This window comes from Pseudomonas sp. KK18, assembly GCF_037094675.1.
Lineage (GTDB): Bacteria > Pseudomonadota > Gammaproteobacteria > Pseudomonadales > Pseudomonadaceae > Aquipseudomonas.
On sequence record NZ_CP146605.1, the window covers coordinates 1,065,938 to 1,085,761 of the forward strand.

Below are 19,824 nucleotides of genomic sequence, written 5' to 3' on the forward strand. Positions count from 1 at the left end.
GAGCAAGCTCCCTCGCCACAATGGGTTATTGGCAGATAGCGTTGGTATGAAGGGGAAACACCAACCGAAACACAGTGAAATCTCCGGGCTCGCTGCTGACTTCTGCCCGGCCTTGATGCAGGGTCATGATCGACCGCACGATGGCCAGCCCCAGCCCGGTCCCCCCTTCGGAGCGGGCGCGGCTGCTGTCGACGCGGTAGAAACGCTCGAACAGGTTCGGCAGGTGGTGCGCTTCAATCCCCGGGCCCGGGTTGCCCACCGACAGCGAGACTTGCTGCCCGTGGGTTTCCACCTGCAACGACACCGTGGAAGCGTGTGGCGTATGACGGATGGCATTGGACAACAAGTTGGAAATCGCCCGCTGAATCATCAGGCGGTCGCCATGCACCGAGGCATCACCGTGAAGGCTCAGGCTCAGTTGCTTGTCTTCGGCACTCAACGCAAACAGCTCCATCACCCGGCGCGCTTCATCGGCCAGGGACACGGGTGCAAACGAAACCCGCGCCGCCGGGTGGCTGACCTGTGCCAGGAACAGCATGTCGGAAACGATCCGCGCCAGCCGCTCCATTTCTTCGGTGCTGGATTCCAGCACCGCCTTGTACTCCTCGGGCGGGCGCTCTCGGGACAACGTCACCTGGGCCTTGCCCATCAAGTTGGTCAGCGGTGCGCGCAGCTCGTGGGCCAGGTCATCGGAGAACTGCGACAGCTGCTGCACACCGCCATCCAGACGCTGCAGCATGAAGTTGATGCCCTGCGCCAACTCGCCCAACTCGTTGGGCAAGTTATCCACAGCCAGGCGGTGGGTCAGATCCTGTGTGGTGACCTTGGCCGCGACGCGGCTGAACTGTTGCAGCGGTGCGAGCCCGCGTTGCACCACCCACCACGCGCCGATGCCGATCAGCAGCAACAGCAGCGGCAGGGCGATCACCGTGGAGCGCAGGTAAGCACTGAGCAATGCCTGATCGTCCCTGCGGTCCAGGGACAGCAGCACCCGCACGCGTTCGCCGCTGGACAGGCGCATCAGGCTGGAGGCGCTGAGCACCTGGTTGCCGTTGCTGTCGTCCCAGTTCAGGTAACCGAGGGTCTGGCGTGGGGCGAAGTCGGTCAGCAACGGTTCCTGTGGCTTGGCACCGACGCTCAGCAGCACCGCTTCATCGGGTGCGGTGCCGACGATGGTCAGGTAGAAATTGTCATGCCCCATCACCAGGTCCATCAGCGAATGCGGGCGGGCCTTTATGTCGCGGGTGTCCAGGCCGAGGGCGAGGCTGTGCTGGATCTGCTCCATCTTGCTTTCCAGGCCCTTGCGCGCCAGTTTCTCAAGCTCGTGGGTCAGCGCCAGGTAGGCCAGTGTCGCGAGCAGCACCACCAGGCCCGCGCCCATCAGGCTCACCGTCAGCCCGAGGCGCATCGACAGGCTGCTGGCTTTCATTGGCGGGCCTCCAGCACATAGCCCACGCCGCGAATGGTATGGATCAGCTTGACGTCACTCTGGTCATCGACCTTGGCCCGCAGGCGGCTGATGGAGACTTCCACCACGTTGGTGTCGCAGTCGAAATTCATGTCCCACACCAGGGAAATAATCTGCGTGCGGGTCAGCACTTCGCCGGACTGACGCATCAGCACATGCAGCAGCGCGAACTCCTTGGTGGTCAGGTCAATGCGCCGGGTGCCGCGATAGGCGCGGTGGCGGCGCGGGTCCAGTTCAAGGTCCGACACGCGGAAGACTTCCGGCACCGGTATGTGCTCGCTGCGGCGCAACAGCGTGCGCACCCGGGCCAGCAATTCGGGGAATTCGAAGGGTTTGACCAGGTAATCATCGGCGCCCATGTCCAGGCCCTTGATCTTGTCAGTCAGCCGGCCACGGGCTGTGAGCATCATCACCCGTTGGTTGCTGTCGCGGCGCAGTTGCTCAAGCACTTCCCAGCCGTCCTTGGCCGGCAGGTTTACATCGAGAATCACCAGTTCATAAGCGTGTTGCCCGGCCAGGTGCAGGCCGTCCACGCCGCTGGCGGCGCAGTCGACTACGTAACCGCTTTCGGTCAGGCCCTGCTGCAGGTAGGCGGCGGTTTTTTGCTCGTCCTCAACCACAAGGATACGCATGGGGGTTTACCTTTTACTGATAGAGAGAGACTGAAATTCGAATTTTCCGAAGCCTGAAGGCTGAAGTAGCTACAGGGTCAATCAGCCAGTTTGTGACTGGTTGTTGCGTTGCAGAACGGGCGGGCAAAAAAAACGCCCCATCCGGGGCGTTAAAAATTCATCTCTTTCCAAAGGAGCTACACAAAAGCTTCAGAGATGAATGTGCTCGGTGTGCGCCGTTCAGATCGACTGCTTCTGTGCGTCGGCGGGCGCGGTCTCGGCCACGGACTGTTCACCGTGGACCTGCTGCTGTTGCTGGCGGAACTCGGCGAGGAACTGCCGGGAACGGTCGGCGCCGTCGTCGGCGAATGCGAGGGTGGAAGTGGCGCCGAGAAAACTGATCAATAACAGGTGGGATGGCTTCATGACGTGTCTCCAAATAAGGCGTGTGCCGTTAGTTGTGACCAGTATATGAAGCGCAACTTAACGAGAAGGTGAGGCGCATATTACAGTTCTGACAGGCTTCAATTTGTGAACAGATGTTAGTCAACGGCAAATGAATGTAAGCATTTGCCGTTGTGTTCATTTACAGAATTGCCAATGGGTATTCGACAATCAACCGAACTTCTTCCAAGTCCGACTCAAAGGCACTTGAGCGAACGGTCGCCTGGCGCAAACGCAGCGACAGGTCTTTCAAGTTACCGCCCTGCACCACGTACTTCGCCTCGATATCCCGCTCCCAGCGGCGTTGATCGGTCAGCGGGTCGCCGGCCGCGTCACGGCGCATGTACACGCTGTTGGCGTTGCTGTAGTCGGCGCCGGTACCTTTGCCATAGCGGGTCATGAAGGTCAGGCCAGGAATGCCGAAGGCCTGCATGTCGAGGTTATAGGCGAGCATCCACGAGCGTTCCCTGGGCGAGTTGAAGTCGCTGTACTGGATCGAGTTGTTGAGGAAGATCGAGTCCGACATGCGCAGGTAGTCAAAGTCGTCATCGCCGTTGTTGCGCTGGTGCGACAGGGCCAGGCTGTGGGCGCCGACCTTGACCCCGAGCCTGGCGCTCCAGATGTTGTTATCGAACTCGCCAAGGCGTTTCTTGCCCTCGTCCACGGCCTTGTAATAGTTGAAGTCGCCAAACAGCGACACGTCATCGTTCAGCGGGTAGCTGGCGGCGCTGCCGAAGTAGTACTGGTCCCAGGCATCCTTCAGGCGGCTGGTGTACAGGCTGACGCTGAGGTGTTTGTTCACCTGGTAGTCGCCGCCGGCATAGCCGATCCAGGGTGAATCCACCTTGCCCGCATAAAACGTCGCGAAGCCTTTATCCATGCCGCTTTGAGTAGGCTGGCTCATGCCGCTCAAGTGCCCGGCCTGCAAGCTCAAGCCGTCAATGCTGGTGTTTTGCGCGGTGACGCCACGGAAGCTTTCCGGCAACACCCGCGAGTCGCCGTAGGCCACCACCGGGGTCAGCGGGAACACGTCACCGGCCTTGATCACGGTATCCAGCAGACGCACTTTTACCGCGCCGCCGAGCTTGCTGTAGCCATCCTCGGGGTGGTTGTCGCTGTCTACCGGCAGTACGCCGAACGAGCCCTTGCCGCCGCTGCGGCCGGTGCCGGAGTCGAGTTTCAGGCCATACATCGCAAACGCATCGAGGCCGAAACCCACCGGACCCTGAGTGAATCCGGATTCGAACTTGCCGATAAAACCCTGGGCCCAGGCTTCGGAATAGCCATTGCCGGTGGGGCTCGACTGGCCCTTGCGGTCATCGCGGTTGAAGTAGAAGTTGCGGGCCAGCACGTTCAAGGTGCTGCCTTCGATAAACCCTTCGGGTTTTTCTTCCACGGCCATGCCTGACAGCGGGGTGAGCCCCGCCAGGGCGGCAATCATGGAGAGTGAAAATGTGCGGTTAGTGCTCATGTAGCGCTCCTCGGTAGTGGCAGCTATCAGCTTCTTATCGATGGGGCATTCTTGTTGTGATGGCGCCCGGGCAGATAGTTGCAAACACGAGATAACGGCGAGGTGGCGCACAGATTACAATTTTGGAATTTCAATAAAACATAACGGATAAGTAATCTGTCGGTGAACTTTGCGACAGGCTTGGTTAGTTATTCTTGCTCTGAACTTTTAATTCAATAAGTCAGACGAGGACGCCCTCATGAATACCCTGAAAACCACTGTCGCTGCATTGGCCCTGATCGTTTCCGCTGGCGCGATGGCCGAAGGTGGAGGCGACCGCACCTTCGCCCAATTGATGCAAAACAATGAGCAAGCCATGGCCGCCTACGCCGCCAGAAAGGGCAAGCCTGCGCCCGAGGTGATGGTGTATCGCTACGGCATGAAGCTGGACATTGCCAAGGTGGTGAATGTCACGCCGCCGATCCGCTCGTGCAGCGCGGTGCCGTCACGCATGACCTACGAAGACTCCACCGGCAAGCTCAACACGCTCCACTACCAAGTGATGGGCATCTGCCGTAACAACGGCAGTTGAGGGGCTGAAAAAATATAGTTGGGCAATGGGCTAAAGCTCTCTTAAGAAAATGCCGGCAGCGCCGATGCAGGTCAGATCCCGCCCTCATTTGCCCACCGGTGCCTCCATGTTCAACACCCGTCTCAAGCAGGAGCTGTCTGCTCTTCGCGAAGAATTATCCAGTTTGCAGCAGGTCAAGGAGAGCCTGGAAAGCGAAATGATGGCCCTGACCCTGGATCCCGAAGGGCGCATCGAATCCGTCAATGCCATCTTCCTTCAAGAGATGGCTTACCAGGCAAGCCAGCTGCAAGGCCGCCTGATCGAGGATCTGGTGCCGGCGCACGTCAAGCACGACACTTTTCAACTGCGCTTCACGAACGCCCTGGTGCGTGGCGAACACTTCGCCGGTTCCGTACGCCTGATGCGCGGCAACGGCAATGAGGCGTGGCTGCGCTCCATCGTGCAACCGGTGCGTGGCAGTGACGGGCGTATCAAGCATATTTCGATGTACTCCAGCGACCTGACCCGCACTATCGAGGCGTCCCGCGAGCACGAAAACCTGATCACCGCGCTGGTGCGTTCCACGGCAGTGATCGAGTTCGACCTCAACGGTAATGTACTGACGGCCAACGACCGTTTTCTCAACGGCATGGGTTACAGCCTGGCGCAGATCCAGGGCAAACATCACCGGATATTCTGTGAGCCGCAGGATGCCGGCAGCGTCGAGTACCAGCAGTTCTGGAAGCGCCTGAACGCCGGTGAATTCGTCGCGGGCCGCTTCAAGCGAGTGGACAGCCACGGGCGGGTGGTGTGGCTGGAGGCTTCGTATAACCCGGTGCTCGACGCCAACGAGCGGCTGTACAAAGTGGTCAAGTTCGCCACGGTGATCACCGACCAGGTCAACCAGGAACAGGCCGTGGCCGACGCGGCCAACATCGCCTACAGCACCTCGCTGCACACCGACAGCAGCGCCCAGCGCGGCACCACCGTGGTCACCCAGGCGGTGGAGGTGATGCGCGACCTGGCCAAGCACATGGAGCAGGCGGGTGAGGGCATTGAAGCGCTGAACGCCCAGTCCCAGGTGATTGGCAGCATCGTCAAGACCATCAGCGGCATCGCCGAGCAGACCAACCTGCTGGCGCTCAACGCCGCCATCGAAGCCGCCCGTGCCGGTGAGCAAGGCCGTGGTTTTGCGGTGGTGGCCGATGAGGTTCGGCAACTGGCGTCGCGTACCAGCAAGGCCACCGAGGAAATCGTCGGCGTGGTGCGCCAGAACCAGGACATGGCCCGCGATGCAGTGGCGCTGATGACCGATGGCCGCCTGCAGGCCGAGCAAGGGCTGGCATTGGCGGCCGAGGCGGGCACGGTGATCGTCGAGATCCAGGACGGCGCCCAGAAAGTGGTCAGCGCCGTAGGGCAATTCGCCAATCAACTGAGCAGCTAGTCACCCGGGCTCAAGCTTGAGGTATCGTAGGTTTTTTTTCCGAGCCTTTCGTCCATGAGCCCTAACCATCGCCGTCCCGTCCCGCTGTCCAAGGCCTACCGCTTGCTCAACCACGGCCCGACCGTACTGGTCAGCGCCGCGCACAACGGCCAGCGCAACATCATGGCCGCGGCATGGGCGATGCCGCTGGATTTCGAGCCGCCCAAAGTCGCCGTCGTGCTGGATAAGGCCACCTGGACCCGGCAACTGCTCGAAGGCGCCGGCACTTTCGTGCTCAACGTACCGTGTGCGGCCCAGGCTGATATCGTGCAGACCGTGGGCAACACCACCGGCAGCGAGACCGACAAGTTCGCCGCATATGACTTGCAGACGTTCAGCGGCGAACACACCGAAGCGCCGATGCTTGAAGGCTGCGTGGCGTGGCTGGAATGCCGCTTGCTGCCGGAACCGCATAACCAGCAGACCTACGATCTGTTCCTCGCCGAAGTGGTGGCCGCCCAGGCTGATGAGCGCGTATTCAGCGACGGTCGCTGGCATTTCGAAGGGCAGGATGCGCTGCGTACCTTGCACCATGTGGCGGGCGGGCATTTCCTGACGATTGGTGAGCCGATTGATGGGCGACAGCTTTAAGCCCAGTGCCAATTCTTCCGGTACAGCCTGGTTTTGTGGCGAGGGAGCTTGCTCCCGCTGGAGCGCGAAGCGGTCCCATTGTTTCCTGCCAATACACTTGGTCGGTAGATATACGACTGCTGCGCAGCCGAGCGGGAGCAAGCTCCCTCGCCACAAAGGTTGTGTTACCACTGGGTTTTGCTGAGCGCCTCGGCAAACGCCGTCAACTTCGGCGAGTACTGCCGCGATGGCGGATACACCAGCGATATCGCCCGACTGCGACCGGCAAATTCCTCCAGCAAGGGCACCAGGCGCCCGGCCGCCAGATCTTCCCGCACCGCAAAGTCCATCACCTGGGCGATGCCGAATCCGCCCAGCGCGCCGTCCACCAGCGCATCGCCGATATCAAAGATCAACCGCCCCTCGACACTCACGTCCTGCACCCTGCCATCGAGCATGAACTGCCAGTCCACCAGCCGGCTGGTGCGCAGGTTACGTACGGTCAGGCAATTGTGGTCCTGGAGTTCATCGACGGTTTGCGGCGTACCAAAACGCGCGAGATAAGCCGGGGAGGCGACGGTGACCCAGCGCAGCGGTGGCAGTGCCCGGGCGATCAGGCGTTGGTCCTGGATGTCGCCGGTGCGCAGCAAGGCGTCAAAGCCTTCGTCGACGATGTCCACCAGGCGGTCGGTCATTACCGCTTCAATGCGCAGATCGGGGTATTGCAGGGTCAGCTCGCCGATTACCGGCATCACCACCTTGCGGCCAAACAACGAGGGCGTGCTGATCTTCAGCAAACCGGACGGTGAGGCACGGCGGTCGAGCATTTGCCGCTCGGCTTCGGCCAGTTCCGCCAGCAGCGGCGCGCTGCGTTCATACAGCATCTGCCCGTCGGGCGTGAGGCTGACGCTGCGGGTGTTGCGTTGCAGCAGGCGCACACCCAGCTGGTTTTCCAGCCGGGAAATGGCCCGGGACAAGCCCGATTGGGTCAGCCCCAGGTCTCCGGCGGCGCGAGTGAAACTGCGGGTTTCGGCGACGCGCACCAGCAGGCGAACAGCATTCAGATCCATGATTAAAGTCATTACTGAAAGAGTGATAGGGCTATTTATCATCTGTTGGGCATGAAAGAAACTGGCGCCTCTCATTTTCAGGCAGGACGCTGTGATGTCTTCTTCTCGACCCTCTGGCTGGATGCTGTTGCTGCTGGCAACCGCGCAACTGATCATCGCCCTCGACGCGACCATCGTGTTTGTCGCGCTGCCGCAAATCGGCAGCCACCTGGGTTTTTCTGCCCAGCAATTGCAGTGGGTGGTCAGTGCCTACAGCGTGGCGTTTGGTGGCTTCCTGTTGCTGGGCGGTCGGGCGGCGGACCTGTTGGGCAAGCGGCGCTTGTACATGCTTGGCCAGTCGCTGTACGCGCTGTCTTCCCTGGCGGCGGTGCTCGGTGGCAGCGCCTTGCTGCTGGTGCTGGCGCGGGCGGTGCAGGGTGTGGGTGGGGCGCTGTTGTTCCCGGCCACGCTGGCGCTGATCAACACCCACTACGCCGAAGGGCCCGCGCGTAATCGGGCGTTTGCCGTGTGGAGCGCGGCGTCTGCGGCGGGCCTGGCATTGGGCGCGTTGCTCGGCGGCGTGCTGACCCAGGCCTGGGGCTGGGAAGCGGTGTTCCTGGTGAACGTGCCGTTGGCCGGTGCCTGTGCCCTGGCGGCGCGCTACTGGATTCCCGCCGATGGCGAGCGGGCCCGCGGGCGCAACTTTGATATCAGCGGTGCGTTGACCGTGACGCTGGGCGGCACCTTGCTGGTGTTCTCCCTGGTGCAGGGGCCGGAGTGGGGCTGGGCGGCGCCGTCGACCCTGGGCTGCATGGCCCTGGCGTTGGTGCTGCTCGGGTTGTTTGGGTGGATCGAACACCGGGGCCGTGATCCGTTGATGCCGCTTCGCTTGTTGGGCTATCGCGAGTTGCGCATGGCCATGGTGTTGACGGCGGTGTTCATGAGCAGCTTTGGCGTGCAGTACTACTTTCTGGCGGTGTACTACCAGCAGGTCTACGGCTACAGCGTGTTGCAGGCGGGGTTGGCGTTTTTGCCGGCGACGCTGGTGTGCACCGCGGGCATCTGGCTGGCGGAGCGTTCATTGGCGCGTCTGGGGTTGCGCAACACCCTGGTCAGCGGCCAGTTGGCGGGCGCGGTGGGTATCGCTTTGGTATGTGTGGCGTTGCCGACGGGGGCGGGGTTCTGGTCGTTGCTGCCGGGGATTTTCATCCTGAGTATTGGCCAGGGCATGACCTGGACGGCGATGTGGGTGGCCGCCGGGCTGGGCATCCGGCCGGGCGAGCAGGGCGTGGCGGCAGGCATGGCGTCCACCAGCCAGCAGATTGGCGGTGCGTTGGGGCTGGCGTTGCTGGTGTCGTTGGCGAATGCCGGAGGGTCGACGGGCGCGGCGCAGGCGGGCGGGATTGAACTGGCGTTGTGGTGGAGCGCGGCGATTGCCCTGGCGGGGGCGGTTCTGGCGTTAGCACTTAAAGAGCGCGCTATAGAGTCGGATGCGATTTCAGCAGCGACATAAATCAACTGTGGGAGCTGGCTTGCCTGCGATGGCGGAGTGTCAGCCAACAATTTATTAACTGATCCACCGCTATCGCAGGCAAGCCAGCTCCTACAGGTTGATCGCGTTTCAAGGCGGGATTTCAGCGCCCGAGCATCTTCACCCAGCGCGACGGCGGCATGCCGAAAGTGCTGCGGAACTGGCGGGTCATGTGGCTCTGGTCGGTGAAGCCGGCGGTCAGTGCCGCATCCACCAGTGACTGGCCCTGGCCCAGCAGGCTGCGCACCAGGTCCAGGCGGCGCATGGTCAGGTAGCGATAGGGGCTGGTGCCGAACAACAAACGAAAATCCCGCGACAACGCCCAGCGGTCGCGGTTGGCGTATTCCGCCATTTCATCGAGGGTAATCGGCCGGCCCAGGGCACTGTGGATAAATTCCCGTGCGCGCTCGGCGGCCCGGTAGTCGAAGGTCTTGCGATTGACCGTGATGCCCGACGCGTTATTCAGCGCCTGGGCCAAGTCAAACATCGCGTCCTGTTCCTGCAGCGGGTCAATCGGGCAATCCAGGCTTTGCAGCAACACTTCACTGGCGCGGTATAGCCACGGGTCGCTGGACAATCCGCCGGGGATGAACGGTAACGGCTTGCCACCGAGCACCTGCTGGATCAGCGCCGGCTCCACGTAAATCATCCGGTATTTGAAACCTTCCTCGCTGCCGGCCCAGCCGTCATGCACTTCATCGGGATGGATCACCATGGTCCGCCCCGGCAGGCTGTGGGTCATGCCGCCGCGATAGTGAAAGCTCTGCACACCGAACAGGGTACGGCCGATGGCATAGGTGTCGTGGCGATGGGGGTCGAAGCCAAACCCGGCAAAATACGCCTCAATGCGCTCCAGGCCACTGGCGTGGGGCGCGCGGTGCAGCCAGTCGAGAGAGGGTTTGATCATGGTGTCAGTCGCAGGTCGGGACGCAAATACGTTACCCCAGTGTGACCGGGCTGTCTGCTGCGGTCTTGAACGATTGTGCCACTGCTGAAATTTCGGGGGGCAGTATCGGTTTTGTGTTCAGGTATCGCTAATCATTAAAAAATGATTGTTTTACGATAATTAATCGTTTATTTTTCCGCCTCAAATTTCTGAGAGGCTTACCCATGAATTCTCAACGTCTTGCCCAGCTCAGCCAGCGCATGGCACTGCTTACCCTGTTGTTGATCGTCGCCATACTGCTGCTCAATACCGCCGCGTGGCTTTACCCGGTGCAAAGCGCTTCGTTCGGGTTTGGTTTCGCCCTGAGTGGTCAACAGATCGAGGGACGGGCGGAGATCGTTGCGACGTTCCCTTGGTGGCAGACACTGGGCGGCGTCCTGCTCTCCAGCATTCCCTTGATGGCGCTGGTGTCCGGTTTGAATCATTTGCGCCAGCTGTTCCAGAACTATGCTCGTGGGGAGTATTTTTCCTGCGCCGCCGCGCAGCACTTGGGTAAAGTAGGCCGGGCCGTGGCACTGTGGGTGTTGCTGGATTTTCTGTGTGAGCCCTTGCTCAGTGTCTGGGTCACGATGAACGAGCCGGTTGGCCAGCGGCTGCTCACCTTGAGTTTTACCCCGCCCAGCATCGTGGCGCTGTTTCTCGCCGGCTGCATCTCGGTGATCGCGCGTATCCTGTGGCAGGCCAGTGAAGTGGATTCTGAAAACCGCACGTTTGTTTGAGAACAGCATGTCTATTGTGATTGAGTTGGACGTTATGCTCGCCCGGCGCAAGGTCAAGTCCAAGGACCTGGCCGCCGCCATTGGTATCACCGAACAAAACCTGTCATTGCTCAAGCAAGGCAAGGTCAAGGGCATACGGCTGGCGACCCTGGATGCAATCTGCAAGTATCTGGAGTGTCAGCCGGGCGACCTGCTGGTGCATGAACCCGAACCTGAGCTGTAAACGGCAAGGATCTTTAATTCCCTGAAGGATGGATCAACCGATGCTTTTCCCAAGCCTGCCGTACGCCGCGCCTCTTCTGTCGCTGGCCTTGCTCTGGACCGTCGCGGTCGTGACGCCAGGCCCGAACTTTTTCAATACCGCGCAGTTGGCTGCCAGTTGCTCACGTCGCCATGGCGTAGTGGCGTCCGCTGGCGTGGCCACTGGCACCGTGATGTGGGGCCTGGCCGGCGGCTTGGGGATCAAGTCATTGTTTACCGCAGCGCCGATGTTGTACCTCGCGTTCAAGATCATCGGTGGCTGCTACCTGATTTACCTGGGGTTGAAACTGTTCCGGCGCTCGGCACCGGCCATGGCCCAGAACCTGTTGCCCGACGAACCTCGGCGCTCGCTGTTTTCCGCCTGGCGCCTGGGTTTATTGGGCAACCTGTCCAACCCCAAGGCGGCGCTGTTTGTCGCGACGATCTTTGCGTCCACCATGCCCCCATCACCGTCGCCGATGCTGCTGACCCTGGCCGTGATCACCATGGCGACGCTGTCATTCAGTTGGTATTCCTGCGTGGCGCTGGTGTTTTCCAGTGAACGGATGGCCAACGCCTACAGCCGCTCGCGCAAGTGGCTGGACCGGTTTGCCGGTGGTTGTTATGTGCTGTTCGGCGCCACGCTGGTAGCGAATCGCTGACGGCTCATGGTAAGAAGCCTTACTTTCAAATGTGAGGCCGATCATGAGCAAGCTGCGGGTAGGGATTATTTTTGGTGGCCGTTCGGCCGAGCATGAAGTGTCGCTGCAGTCGGCGCGCAACATCGTCGATGCACTGGACCGTTCGCGCTTCGAGCCGATCCTGATCGGCATCGACAAGGCCGGCCACTGGCACCTCAACGACACCTCGGGCTTCCTGCTCAACGAAGAAAACCCGGCGCTGATCGCCCTCAATCAATCCAATCGTGAACTGGCGGTCGTGCCGGGTAAGGCCAGCCAGCAACTGGTGGAAACCGCCAGCCAGGCCTCGCTGGAACACGTCGATGTGATCTTCCCGATCGCCCACGGCACCCTCGGCGAAGACGGCTGCCTGCAAGGCCTGCTGCGCATGGCGGACCTGCCGTTTGTTGGCTCCGATGTGCTGGGTTCGGCGGTGTGCATGGACAAGGACATCAGCAAACGCCTGCTACGCGATGCCGGGATTGCCGTGACGCCGTTCATTACCCTCAACCGCAGGAATGCGGCGCGTACCACCTTCGAACACGCCCAACAGAAACTCGGATTGCCGATGTTCGTGAAACCGGCGAACCAGGGTTCGTCCGTGGGGGTGAGCAAGGTGGGCAGCGAGGCTGAATATCACGCTGCTGTAGAGCTGGCACTTGGGTTTGATAAAAAGGTGCTGGTGGAGTCGGCGGTAAAAGGCCGGGAAATTGAATGTGCCGTGTTGGGTAACGAGAACCCCATCGCCAGCGGCTGTGGCGAGATCGTGGTGCGCGACGGGTTCTATTCCTACGACAGCAAATACATCGATGACCAGGCAGCCCAAGTGGTGGTGCCGGCGGATATCAGCGTTGAAGCCAGCGAGCGCATTCGTGCGTTGGCCATCGAAGCGTTTGAAACCCTGGGCTGTGCCGGGCTGGCGCGGGTGGATGTGTTCTTGACGGATGAGGGCGAGGTGCTGATCAACGAAATCAACTCGTTGCCTGGGTTCACCCGCATCAGCATGTACCCGAAGTTGTGGCAGGCGGCAGGCATGAGCTACAGCGAGCTGGTGAGCCGCTTGATCGAGCTGGCGCTGGAGCGGCATGCGGGGCGCAAGGGGTTGAAGATTAGCCGGTAGACCAGTAACGCCATCAGGCGTTACTGAGGACTTCTCGAAAAACGTCTGGCCTGATGGCTGCTATGTGCAGCAAGGAACGTGCTGCGCCGGAAGGAGAACGGCGCCCTTGCTCCCATTCTTGAAGCGTTCGTACAGAGACCCCCAGCAGTTCGGCAAACTTGGGTTGTGACAACCCGGTCTTGCTGCGCGCCTCAGCCGCTTGGGTAATTTCGACGTGATGGACGTGACCATGACGCGCTTCCTTGACGTCGATAACGGCAGCCAGCAATTCCTCGCCGATGTTGCGCTTGGCGTCACGTTCCTTCAGCTGTTTCTCAGTGAGTGGCATGGTTCATCTCCTTGGCGATTTTGTAGAGGACATGCGCGGGAATATTCTCGGTGGCACCTTTGCCATAAATCAGCAAGGCAACTAGTGCGCCGCACGCCAATTGCGTTGTGTAAATGATCCGTACTGAGCTGCTCTTGCCCCGGCCTTCCAAGCTCCAGCGTACTTTTCGGCAACCACCAGAACCTGGAATGACAGTACCTGAATCGGGGTGGTTGGCTAGAAAAGCCATAAAAATACCCCGTTCTTCTTCGGTCCAGTAATCGGGCCATAGCTTGCTGAATAATGGTGACTCGATGATCGTTAACACGCAAAAATTCTACGTCTTTGACGTAGCCTCTGGCAAGAAGGGGCGGGGCCAGAAAATGTCAGCGGATGGAGAGGGATTCAAGAAACGTTGTTTCGCAAAAAATGACAGCCCACAGATTTTCTAAGGCTAATAGCTAAGAGAGCTGTGGGCGTCGTCCCATTACACTGCGCGAGCAACCCACGAGTACAACAACGTCTTCCTCTCCGTACTGTCATGGGTCCTTCTGCGATAACTCGCAAACGCCGGCGAGGTGCAATACGTACACACTTCGCTTACCTCAACCTGCTCACGTTTTATCCCTGCCGCCTCCAGCAAGATCAGCGCATAGCGGCTCAAATCAAACCACGCACTCAAGGCCTGCCTGGGTTCTGGCGGCTGAATCTCCGGTGCCAACAAAGGCCCCGGCTGCTCGAACGTCCACGGCGCATTTCCATCCCGCCACAAATGCCCCTGACTCGCCTGCAACTGCGCCACAAACTCGCCACTCACCTCATAACAACAAGGCTTGATCGAAGGCCCAATCGCAATCCGCAACTGATCCAGCGCCACACCCTCGGCGGTAAACCGTTGCATGGCATTGGCGATGATCCCGCCTTGCAGTCCCTTCCAGCCGCCATGAATCGCCGCGACAAAGTCCCCGTCCTCCGAGGCCATCAGCAGCGGCAGGCAGTCGGCGGTAACCACCGCAATCGGCTGCAGATCCCGGCTGAAAACCCCATCGGCTTCAACCGTATTGGCGGCGAGCTCCGGGCGCCATTCAATGGTCGTGGCGCTGTGCACCTGCTTGCAGATGAACACCTCGTCAGGCCGCAACGGATCGTCAATCGAACAAAATCCATGATCGACGCCCATCAGGGCGCCGAGGTTATTTGCCTTGTGCACGCGCAGCTCTCCAATGAGTCAACTTAATCCCCCAGTGCTTCGCCTTCACGGCGTGGATCAGCCCCGCCGATCAACGACGCCTTGCCTTGCGCATCGCGCACTCGGACGATCGCCTGGGCGCCGCTGGTCATGTCGATTTCGCTCAGGGCGTGGCCCTTGTCCTTCAGTGCCTGTTTCAGCTGAGCACTGAACAACCCGGCTTCCAGCTCGGTCGCGCCGTTGCGGCTGCCGAAGTTGGGCAGGCCGACGGCCGCTTGCGGGTCGAGGTTCCAGTCGAGCATGGCCACCAGGGATTTGCTCACATATTCGATGATCTGCGAACCGCCCGGCGAACCCACCGTGGCCACCCACTCACCGCTCTGGCGATCAAACACCAGGGTCGGTGCCATCGACGAACGCGGGCGCTTGCCCGGCTCGATCCGGTTGGCCACCGGCTGGCCGTTCTCTTCGGGGATGAAGGAGAAGTCGGTCATCTGGTTATTCAGCAAAAAGCCCTGGACCATTACATGGGAACCGAATGCGGACTCCACCGTGGTGGTCATCGACACCGCGCCACCCACGTCATCCACCGCCACCACTTGCGAGGTGGAAATGCGCAACGGCGAGCGATCCGGCGCGTAGGCCACTTCAATTCCCGCAGGCTTGCCCGGCTTGGCGACGCCCATGCTGCGCTCACCAATCAATGCGGCCCGCCCGGCCAGATAGTCCGGCGCGACCAGCCCGGCCACCGGCACCGGCACATAGTCGGAATCCGCCACGTACTGGGCGCGGTCGGCATAGGCCAGGCGGTCGGCCTCGGCGATCAGATGCACCGCTTCAGGCACCGGTTCCAGGCCGGCCGGGGAGTCGTTCTTCACCGGCTTCAACAGCCCAAGCGTCATACGCGGGTCGCGGGTTTCCAGGGCCTGCAACGTGCCGAGGATCTGCGCAATGGCGATCCCGCCCGACGACGGCGGCGGCATGCCGCAGACTTTCCAGCGTTTGTAGTCGGTGCACAACGGCGCCCGCTCAACTGCGCTGTAGCCCTTGAGGTCGGTCAGCGTCAGGCTGCCGGCGTTGCTGTTGCCTTGCACCTTGCGGGTGATTTCGTCGGCAATCGGGCCGTAGTACAGCGCGTCCGGCCCTTCCTTGGCGATGCGCTTGAACACGTTGGCCAGCGCCGGGTTTTTCAGCAGCGTACCGGTGGCCTTCGGGCTGCCGTCGGCATTCAGGAAGTACGCGGTCATTTCCGGCGAGCGGCTGATGTAGCGGTCAGCGGCAATCAGGCTGTGCAGGCGCGCAGAGATCGGGAAACCCTCTTCGGCCAGGCGAATGGCCGGCTCAAACAGTTTGGCCCATTGCAGGTGGCCGGTCTTTTTATGGGCCATTTCCAGGGCACGCAACACCCCCGGGGTGGCCACCGAACGCCCGCCAATCTGTGCCTGCGGGAACGACATCGGCGTGCCATCGGCGTTGAGGAACAACCGCTCGGTAGCGCCCGCCGGTGCGGTTTCGCGACCGTCGTAGGCGTGCACCTGCTTGCCGTCCCACAGCATGATGAACGCACCGCCGCCGATCCCGGAGGACTGCGGCTCCACCAGGGTCAGCACGGCCTGCATGGCAATCGCGGCGTCGATGGCCGAGCCGCCCTTGCGCAATATCTCGCGCCCGGCTTCGGCGGCCAGCGGGTTGGCGGCGGCGGCCATGTGGCGCTCGGCGTGGCGGGGGCTCATGTCGGTGCGATAGCCCGAGCCGAGCTCCGGGGCGGACGGCAGTTCCGGCGCGGTAGCGCTGTGGCAGGCGGCGAGGGTGAGGGCAGCGGTGATCAGCGAGAGGGTGAAAAGGCGTTGGCGGTGAAAAATCGAAAACACGCGATGACTCCGTTCATTTGAGAATGATCTGTTGTCCGTGGGGAGGGAATGTACCTCAGTGGTTTGCAGGTTGGGAGATTGATCTGTATTTGGTTGTGCGGTACAACTATGTCTCTCGTCATTCGGGCAAGAGGTTTCCCCCGTGAACCGTTCCAAGCCAGACCTTATCGATCAGATCCGCTGTGCCTCGCGTCTTATGGTGCGAGAGCTGGGCTTCATGCAGCCGAAGTTGGCGGCCAGCAGTTACCCACCGTCATCGGTACACACGATTGTTGAAATCGGCGAGCGTGGCGCGCTGACAGCGGCTGAACTGGTCATGTTGCTGGGGCTGGAAAAGTCGTCGGTGAGCCGCATGGTGCGCAAGCTGGTCGAGGCGGGCGAGCTGGAAGAGTTTGCCAACGAGGACGATGCCCGTTCGAAAAAGCTGCGCCTCACCACACGAGGCCAGAAGACGTTACGCGACATCGAAACGTTTGCCCGGCGCCAGGTGGGCGAGGCGATTGGCGACTTGTCCAGCGAACAGCAACAGGCCGTCAGCCGTGGGCTCGATCAATACGCCGCAGCCCTGCAAACCCAACGTACTGGCGCCCGGCAGTCGAGGTACTACCGCATTGCCCATGGCTACCGGCCAGGCATCATCGGGCGTATCGCGCAGATGCACGCCGAGTACTACGCCCAGCATGCGAATTTTGGCCAGCCGTTTGAAAGCCTGGTGGCGGCGGACATGGCCGAGTTGATGGGGCGCCTGGCCAACCCGCGCAACCAAGTCTGGGCAGTGCTGGACGCAGAGCAGATCGTCGGTTCGATCGCGATTGATGGCGAGGGCGAAAACGGCGAGGCGATCCTGCGCTGCTTCATCCTCGACCCGTCGGCTCACGGCCAGGGCTTGGGTAAACGGTTGTTGAAAGAGGCGCTGGATTTCTGTGACGGGCACCGGTTCCCGGCGGTGCGGCTGTGGACGTTCAAGGGCCTGGATGTGGCGCGCAAGCTCTATGAAAACGCGGGCTTTGTGCTGGAGTCGGAACAGGAGGGGCAGCAGTGGGGCAAATCGGTGGTGGAGCAGTGTTTTGTGCGGCACGCTGTTTGACGCAACAGCGCCCCACGTCACGGGGCGCTGGCGCCTGGCCGGTTAGAAGTCCCAGCGCGTTGTGAGCATCACGTTGCGCGGGGTGCCGTAATAGGCCGTGTTATAGAAGCCGATGTTGGTGTAGTACTGCTTGTCGAACAGGTTGTTGACGTTCAGCGTCGCGGAAAGATGTTCGCTGACCTGATACTTGGCCATCGCGTCCACCACCCAATACGCTTCCTGCGAGAACTCTTCGTTTTGCGCCTTGGGCCGGTTGTACACCACTTGCCAGCTTCTGCTCTGCCAGCGCGCGCCGCCGCCGACGGTCAGGCGGTCCAGCGGACCCTTGAGTTTGTACGAGGTGAAGAAACTGAGCTGGTCCTCCGGCTCCCAGGTCGAAGCCTTGTCGCCATGCTCATCCCGCAGGATCTTGTGGGTGTAGCCGGCCTGGGCCTGCCAGCCCGGCGCCAGCTCGCCGGACATCTCGGCCTCGAAACCCTTGGTTTTGGCCTTGATGCCTTTCTCGGCATACCCGAGGGATGGGTTGGTCGGCGCGGCGTTGTATTCGGCGTCCGGCTCCGCACGGTTGGTTTCGTGCACTTCGAAGTAGGCCATGCTGGTGTTGAGCCGGCCCTCGAAGAACTCACCCTTGAGGCCGGTCTCGTAGTTCTTGCCTTCATCCGGTTCCAGCAATTTGTTGTTGCGGTCGCGGCTGTAGGTCGTCGGCATGAAGATGTCGGTGTAGCTGGCATACGCGGTGAAGTTGTCGTTCAGGTCGTAGGTGACCCCGGCGTAGGGCACCAGCTTGCCGGTCTCGGTGGAGTCGTCTTCGCCACGCAATTTGTAGTTGGCCACGCGGCTGCCGAGGAACAGGTTCAGGTCATCCATGAGGTTGAAACGTGCGGCCATATAGCCTGCGGATTGTCGGGTCGTGGCATCGATGATCCGTGTCGGTTCACCCCAGTTCGGCTCCGGAGCGTTGCCATCGAAGTTCCAGAAATCGATCTCGTTGTTGCCCACATAAGTGGGGGCGCCGTAGTCCTTTCCGGTCCAGTGGGAGTTCGAGGCCGACGCGCCAATCACCAATTCATGGGTACGGCCCAGCAGGCTGAACGGACCGCTGGCGTAGACATCGCCCGAGTCGGCGCGGGTGTTGCCGGTGAACTTGTTCGCGTACAGGGACGACAGTCCGGTGGCGGGGAACGGGCCACTCATGATCGAGCCCAGGGGCGCGTCGTAGCCCATGAGTTGGTGGGTGTATTGGCCCTTGATCACCCAGCCATTGTCGAAGTTGTGTTCCAGGGTGGAGAACACGCTGCGGGAGTACTGCTCCCAGCGGCTCCACTTGGCGCCGTTGTTGTAGGAGCGTTTTACATCGATGCGGTTGCCGTTGCGATCGAACAGCGCACGGCTGCCGGACCAGCCCGAGCCTTGCGGGTCGCTGTCCAGGTAATCGAAACCGACGGTGAGCAGGGTGTCGTCGGTCAGGTCGGCTTCCAGCGTGCCGAAATACACATTGGTGCTGCGCTGGTAGTGGTCCATGAACGAGTGCTTGTCCTGGTACGCCGCCACCGCACGCCCGCGCACGTTGCCGCTGTCGGTCAGCGGGCCACTCACGTCGATCTGGGAACGATAGTTGTCCCAGCTGCCGGCGCCGAGTTCGACGCTGGCCTTGAAGTCCCGCGTGGGATTTTTGCGGATCAGGTTGATCGTCGCGCCAGGGGCGCCGGCGCCGGTCAGCAGTCCGGTGGCACCCTTGAGGATTTCCACGCGGTCATAGATCGCCATGTCGCTGAGGGTCTGGCTGGACGAGTAGGCGGAGTTGCGCAGGGTCGGGATGCCGTCGTACTGGAAGTTTTCCACCGAGAAGCCGCGGGCGTAGTAATTGTTACGCTCGCTGTCGAAGGTCGACACGGTGATGCCCGGTGTATGGCGCATCACGTCGTCGATCGAAGTGAGCGCGAAGTCATCCATATGCTGGCGCGTGATCACGGTGATCGACTGCGGGGTTTCCCGTGGGGTCAGCACCATGCGCGTGGCGGTGGCGATGGTGCCCGGGGTGTAGGAACCGCTGCCCTCAGTGATGGTGCCCAACTGATTCGCGGTGATCTCTGTGGCACCCAGCGACAGCGCGCCGCCGGCCACCGGCAGGCTTTCCAGCTGGTAGCCATCGGCATTGCCGCGTGCTGCGAAGCCGGTGCCGGCCAGCACCTGCGCGAACCCGTCCTCCACGTTGTAGCTGCCGCGCACGCCGGGGCTGTCCAACCCGGCCACTTGTTGCGACAGGAACGAGATCGGCACGCCGGCGGCCTGGGCGTAACGCGTCAGCACGTCACCGAGTTTTCCGGGGGCGATGTCGAACGCCTGTACCTGCTGCTGCGCGTAGGCCAGGCCCGGCACCGCCAGGGGCAGGCAGCCAAGCAACAGTCGACTGGCCAGCAACAGGCCGCCGCGTGTGGGGGTTGAAGACATGTTATCGGTGCTCCTTTGGATGTTGGCCAAGGAAAGG

20 protein-coding genes are annotated in these 19,824 nt (G+C 61.4%); 9 read left to right on the forward strand and 11 right to left on the reverse strand.

Features of this window, described 5'->3' with window-relative positions; all coding sequences use genetic code 11:
• Positions 1-25: 25 nt before the first annotated feature.
• The 4 genes from V6607_RS04530 to V6607_RS04545 form a co-directional block, all read right to left on the reverse strand.
• Complete coding sequence (locus tag V6607_RS04530) at positions 26-1,429, reverse strand: heavy metal sensor histidine kinase (protein WP_134325731.1); 1,404 nt, start codon at positions 1,427-1,429, stop codon at positions 26-28.
• The gene (locus V6607_RS04535) at positions 1,426-2,100 is read right to left on the reverse strand and encodes a heavy metal response regulator transcription factor (RefSeq protein WP_003214417.1); all 675 of its coding nucleotides are present in this window, start codon (positions 2,098-2,100) and stop codon (positions 1,426-1,428) included. Before V6607_RS04535 ends, V6607_RS04530 begins: the two co-directional genes overlap by 4 nt.
• A gap of 219 nt (positions 2,101-2,319) precedes the next feature.
• Positions 2,320-2,505, reverse strand: a complete 186-nt coding sequence (locus tag V6607_RS04540) for a hypothetical protein (RefSeq protein WP_008437498.1) — start codon at positions 2,503-2,505, stop codon at positions 2,320-2,322.
• A gap of 160 nt (positions 2,506-2,665) precedes the next feature.
• A complete protein-coding gene (locus V6607_RS04545) occupies positions 2,666-3,994 on the reverse strand; it encodes an OprD family porin (protein ID WP_134325732.1) in 1,329 nt (442 codons plus the stop codon).
• Positions 3,995-4,232: 238 nt separating this feature from the next.
• Between V6607_RS04545 and V6607_RS04550 the strand changes: the two genes are divergently transcribed.
• The 3 genes from V6607_RS04550 to V6607_RS04560 all read left to right on the forward strand — a co-directional run bounded on the left by V6607_RS04550 (position 4,233) and on the right by V6607_RS04560 (position 6,618).
• Entirely contained in the window at positions 4,233-4,565 is a 333-nt protein-coding gene (locus V6607_RS04550) for a DUF2790 domain-containing protein (protein ID WP_134325733.1), read from the forward strand.
• 106 nt (positions 4,566-4,671) lie between these two features.
• Positions 4,672-5,988 carry a PAS domain-containing methyl-accepting chemotaxis protein gene (locus V6607_RS04555; protein WP_003214422.1) on the forward strand — a complete coding sequence of 439 codons (1,317 nt, stop codon included), beginning with the start codon at positions 4,672-4,674 and terminating at the stop codon, positions 5,986-5,988.
• Positions 5,989-6,042: 54 nt separating this feature from the next.
• The gene (locus V6607_RS04560) at positions 6,043-6,618 is read left to right on the forward strand and encodes a flavin reductase family protein (RefSeq protein ID WP_003214424.1); all 576 of its coding nucleotides are present in this window, start codon (positions 6,043-6,045) and stop codon (positions 6,616-6,618) included.
• A gap of 164 nt (positions 6,619-6,782) precedes the next feature.
• Here the strand turns inward: V6607_RS04560 and V6607_RS04565 are convergent, their stop codons facing one another.
• Positions 6,783-7,667 carry a LysR family transcriptional regulator gene (locus tag V6607_RS04565; RefSeq protein WP_134325734.1) on the reverse strand — a complete coding sequence of 295 codons (885 nt, stop codon included), beginning with the start codon at positions 7,665-7,667 and terminating at the stop codon, positions 6,783-6,785.
• Positions 7,668-7,761: 94 nt separating this feature from the next.
• Between V6607_RS04565 and V6607_RS04570 the strand changes: the two genes are divergently transcribed.
• The gene (locus tag V6607_RS04570) at positions 7,762-9,159 is read left to right on the forward strand and encodes an MFS transporter (RefSeq protein WP_134325735.1); all 1,398 of its coding nucleotides are present in this window, start codon (positions 7,762-7,764) and stop codon (positions 9,157-9,159) included.
• Positions 9,160-9,280: 121 nt separating this feature from the next.
• Here the strand turns inward: V6607_RS04570 and V6607_RS04575 are convergent, their stop codons facing one another.
• Complete coding sequence (locus V6607_RS04575) at positions 9,281-10,084, reverse strand: AraC family transcriptional regulator (RefSeq protein ID WP_076014932.1); 804 nt, start codon at positions 10,082-10,084, stop codon at positions 9,281-9,283.
• 203 nt (positions 10,085-10,287) lie between these two features.
• Between V6607_RS04575 and V6607_RS04580 the strand changes: the two genes are divergently transcribed.
• Genes V6607_RS04580 through ddlA form a run of 4 tightly spaced genes read left to right on the forward strand, consistent with a single transcriptional unit; the run spans position 10,288 to position 12,882 of the window.
• Complete coding sequence (locus V6607_RS04580) at positions 10,288-10,842, forward strand: DUF2975 domain-containing protein (RefSeq protein WP_134325736.1); 555 nt, start codon at positions 10,288-10,290, stop codon at positions 10,840-10,842.
• 7 nt (positions 10,843-10,849) lie between these two features.
• The gene (locus tag V6607_RS04585) at positions 10,850-11,065 is read left to right on the forward strand and encodes a helix-turn-helix transcriptional regulator (protein WP_010177071.1); all 216 of its coding nucleotides are present in this window, start codon (positions 10,850-10,852) and stop codon (positions 11,063-11,065) included.
• Positions 11,066-11,105: 40 nt separating this feature from the next.
• The gene (locus V6607_RS04590; RefSeq protein ID WP_134325737.1) at positions 11,106-11,744 is read left to right on the forward strand and encodes a LysE family transporter; all 639 of its coding nucleotides are present in this window, start codon (positions 11,106-11,108) and stop codon (positions 11,742-11,744) included.
• A gap of 43 nt (positions 11,745-11,787) precedes the next feature.
• On the forward strand, positions 11,788-12,882 hold the full coding sequence (gene ddlA, locus V6607_RS04595) for a D-alanine--D-alanine ligase (protein WP_134325738.1): 1,095 nt from the start codon (positions 11,788-11,790) through the stop codon (positions 12,880-12,882).
• Between the two features lie 13 nt (positions 12,883-12,895).
• On the opposite strand, the gene V6607_RS04600 is transcribed toward ddlA, so the two are convergent.
• From V6607_RS04600 to ggt, 4 genes are all read right to left on the reverse strand, one after another.
• Entirely contained in the window at positions 12,896-13,210 is a 315-nt protein-coding gene (locus V6607_RS04600; protein ID WP_087693783.1) for a helix-turn-helix domain-containing protein, read from the reverse strand.
• Positions 13,197-13,517 carry a transcriptional regulator gene (locus V6607_RS04605; protein ID WP_087693782.1) on the reverse strand — a complete coding sequence of 107 codons (321 nt, stop codon included), beginning with the start codon at positions 13,515-13,517 and terminating at the stop codon, positions 13,197-13,199. Before V6607_RS04605 ends, V6607_RS04600 begins: the two co-directional genes overlap by 14 nt.
• A 159-nt stretch (positions 13,518-13,676) precedes the next feature.
• Positions 13,677-14,399, reverse strand: coding sequence for a polyphenol oxidase family protein (locus V6607_RS04610; protein ID WP_134325739.1), 723 nt, complete (start codon positions 14,397-14,399; stop codon positions 13,677-13,679).
• A 23-nt stretch (positions 14,400-14,422) separates the two neighbouring features.
• A complete protein-coding gene (gene ggt, locus V6607_RS04615) occupies positions 14,423-16,249 on the reverse strand; it encodes a gamma-glutamyltransferase (protein ID WP_134325740.1) in 1,827 nt (608 codons plus the stop codon).
• A gap of 142 nt (positions 16,250-16,391) precedes the next feature.
• On the opposite strand from ggt, the gene V6607_RS04620 reads away from it, so the two are divergent.
• The gene (locus V6607_RS04620; protein ID WP_134325741.1) at positions 16,392-17,336 is read left to right on the forward strand and encodes a bifunctional helix-turn-helix transcriptional regulator/GNAT family N-acetyltransferase; all 945 of its coding nucleotides are present in this window, start codon (positions 16,392-16,394) and stop codon (positions 17,334-17,336) included.
• A 42-nt stretch (positions 17,337-17,378) separates the two neighbouring features.
• Here V6607_RS04620 and V6607_RS04625 read toward each other — a convergent pair whose 3' ends face one another.
• On the reverse strand, positions 17,379-19,787 hold the full coding sequence (locus V6607_RS04625; RefSeq protein WP_134325742.1) for a TonB-dependent siderophore receptor: 2,409 nt from the start codon (positions 19,785-19,787) through the stop codon (positions 17,379-17,381).
• Positions 19,788-19,824: the final 37 nt, after the last annotated feature.

Coding starts and splice junctions, on each gene's coding strand:
- V6607_RS04530 (WP_134325731.1), bottom strand. CDS start 1,429: ATGAAAGCCAGCAGCCTGTCGATGCGCCTCGGGCTGACGGTGAGCCTG.
- V6607_RS04535 (WP_003214417.1), bottom strand. CDS start 2,100: ATGCGTATCCTTGTGGTTGAGGACGAGCAAAAAACCGCCGCCTACCTG.
- V6607_RS04540 (WP_008437498.1), bottom strand. CDS start 2,505: ATGAAGCCATCCCACCTGTTATTGATCAGTTTTCTCGGCGCCACTTCC.
- V6607_RS04545 (WP_134325732.1), bottom strand. CDS start 3,994: ATGAGCACTAACCGCACATTTTCACTCTCCATGATTGCCGCCCTGGCG.
- V6607_RS04550 (WP_134325733.1), top strand. CDS start 4,233: ATGAATACCCTGAAAACCACTGTCGCTGCATTGGCCCTGATCGTTTCC.
- V6607_RS04555 (WP_003214422.1), top strand. CDS start 4,672: ATGTTCAACACCCGTCTCAAGCAGGAGCTGTCTGCTCTTCGCGAAGAA.
- V6607_RS04560 (WP_003214424.1), top strand. CDS start 6,043: ATGAGCCCTAACCATCGCCGTCCCGTCCCGCTGTCCAAGGCCTACCGC.
- V6607_RS04565 (WP_134325734.1), bottom strand. CDS start 7,667: ATGGATCTGAATGCTGTTCGCCTGCTGGTGCGCGTCGCCGAAACCCGC.
- V6607_RS04570 (WP_134325735.1), top strand. CDS start 7,762: ATGTCTTCTTCTCGACCCTCTGGCTGGATGCTGTTGCTGCTGGCAACC.
- V6607_RS04575 (WP_076014932.1), bottom strand. CDS start 10,084: ATGATCAAACCCTCTCTCGACTGGCTGCACCGCGCGCCCCACGCCAGT.
- V6607_RS04580 (WP_134325736.1), top strand. CDS start 10,288: ATGAATTCTCAACGTCTTGCCCAGCTCAGCCAGCGCATGGCACTGCTT.
- V6607_RS04585 (WP_010177071.1), top strand. CDS start 10,850: ATGTCTATTGTGATTGAGTTGGACGTTATGCTCGCCCGGCGCAAGGTC.
- V6607_RS04590 (WP_134325737.1), top strand. CDS start 11,106: ATGCTTTTCCCAAGCCTGCCGTACGCCGCGCCTCTTCTGTCGCTGGCC.
- ddlA (WP_134325738.1), top strand. CDS start 11,788: ATGAGCAAGCTGCGGGTAGGGATTATTTTTGGTGGCCGTTCGGCCGAG.
- V6607_RS04600 (WP_087693783.1), bottom strand. CDS start 13,210: ATGCCACTCACTGAGAAACAGCTGAAGGAACGTGACGCCAAGCGCAAC.
- V6607_RS04625 (WP_134325742.1), bottom strand. CDS start 19,787: ATGTCTTCAACCCCCACACGCGGCGGCCTGTTGCTGGCCAGTCGACTG.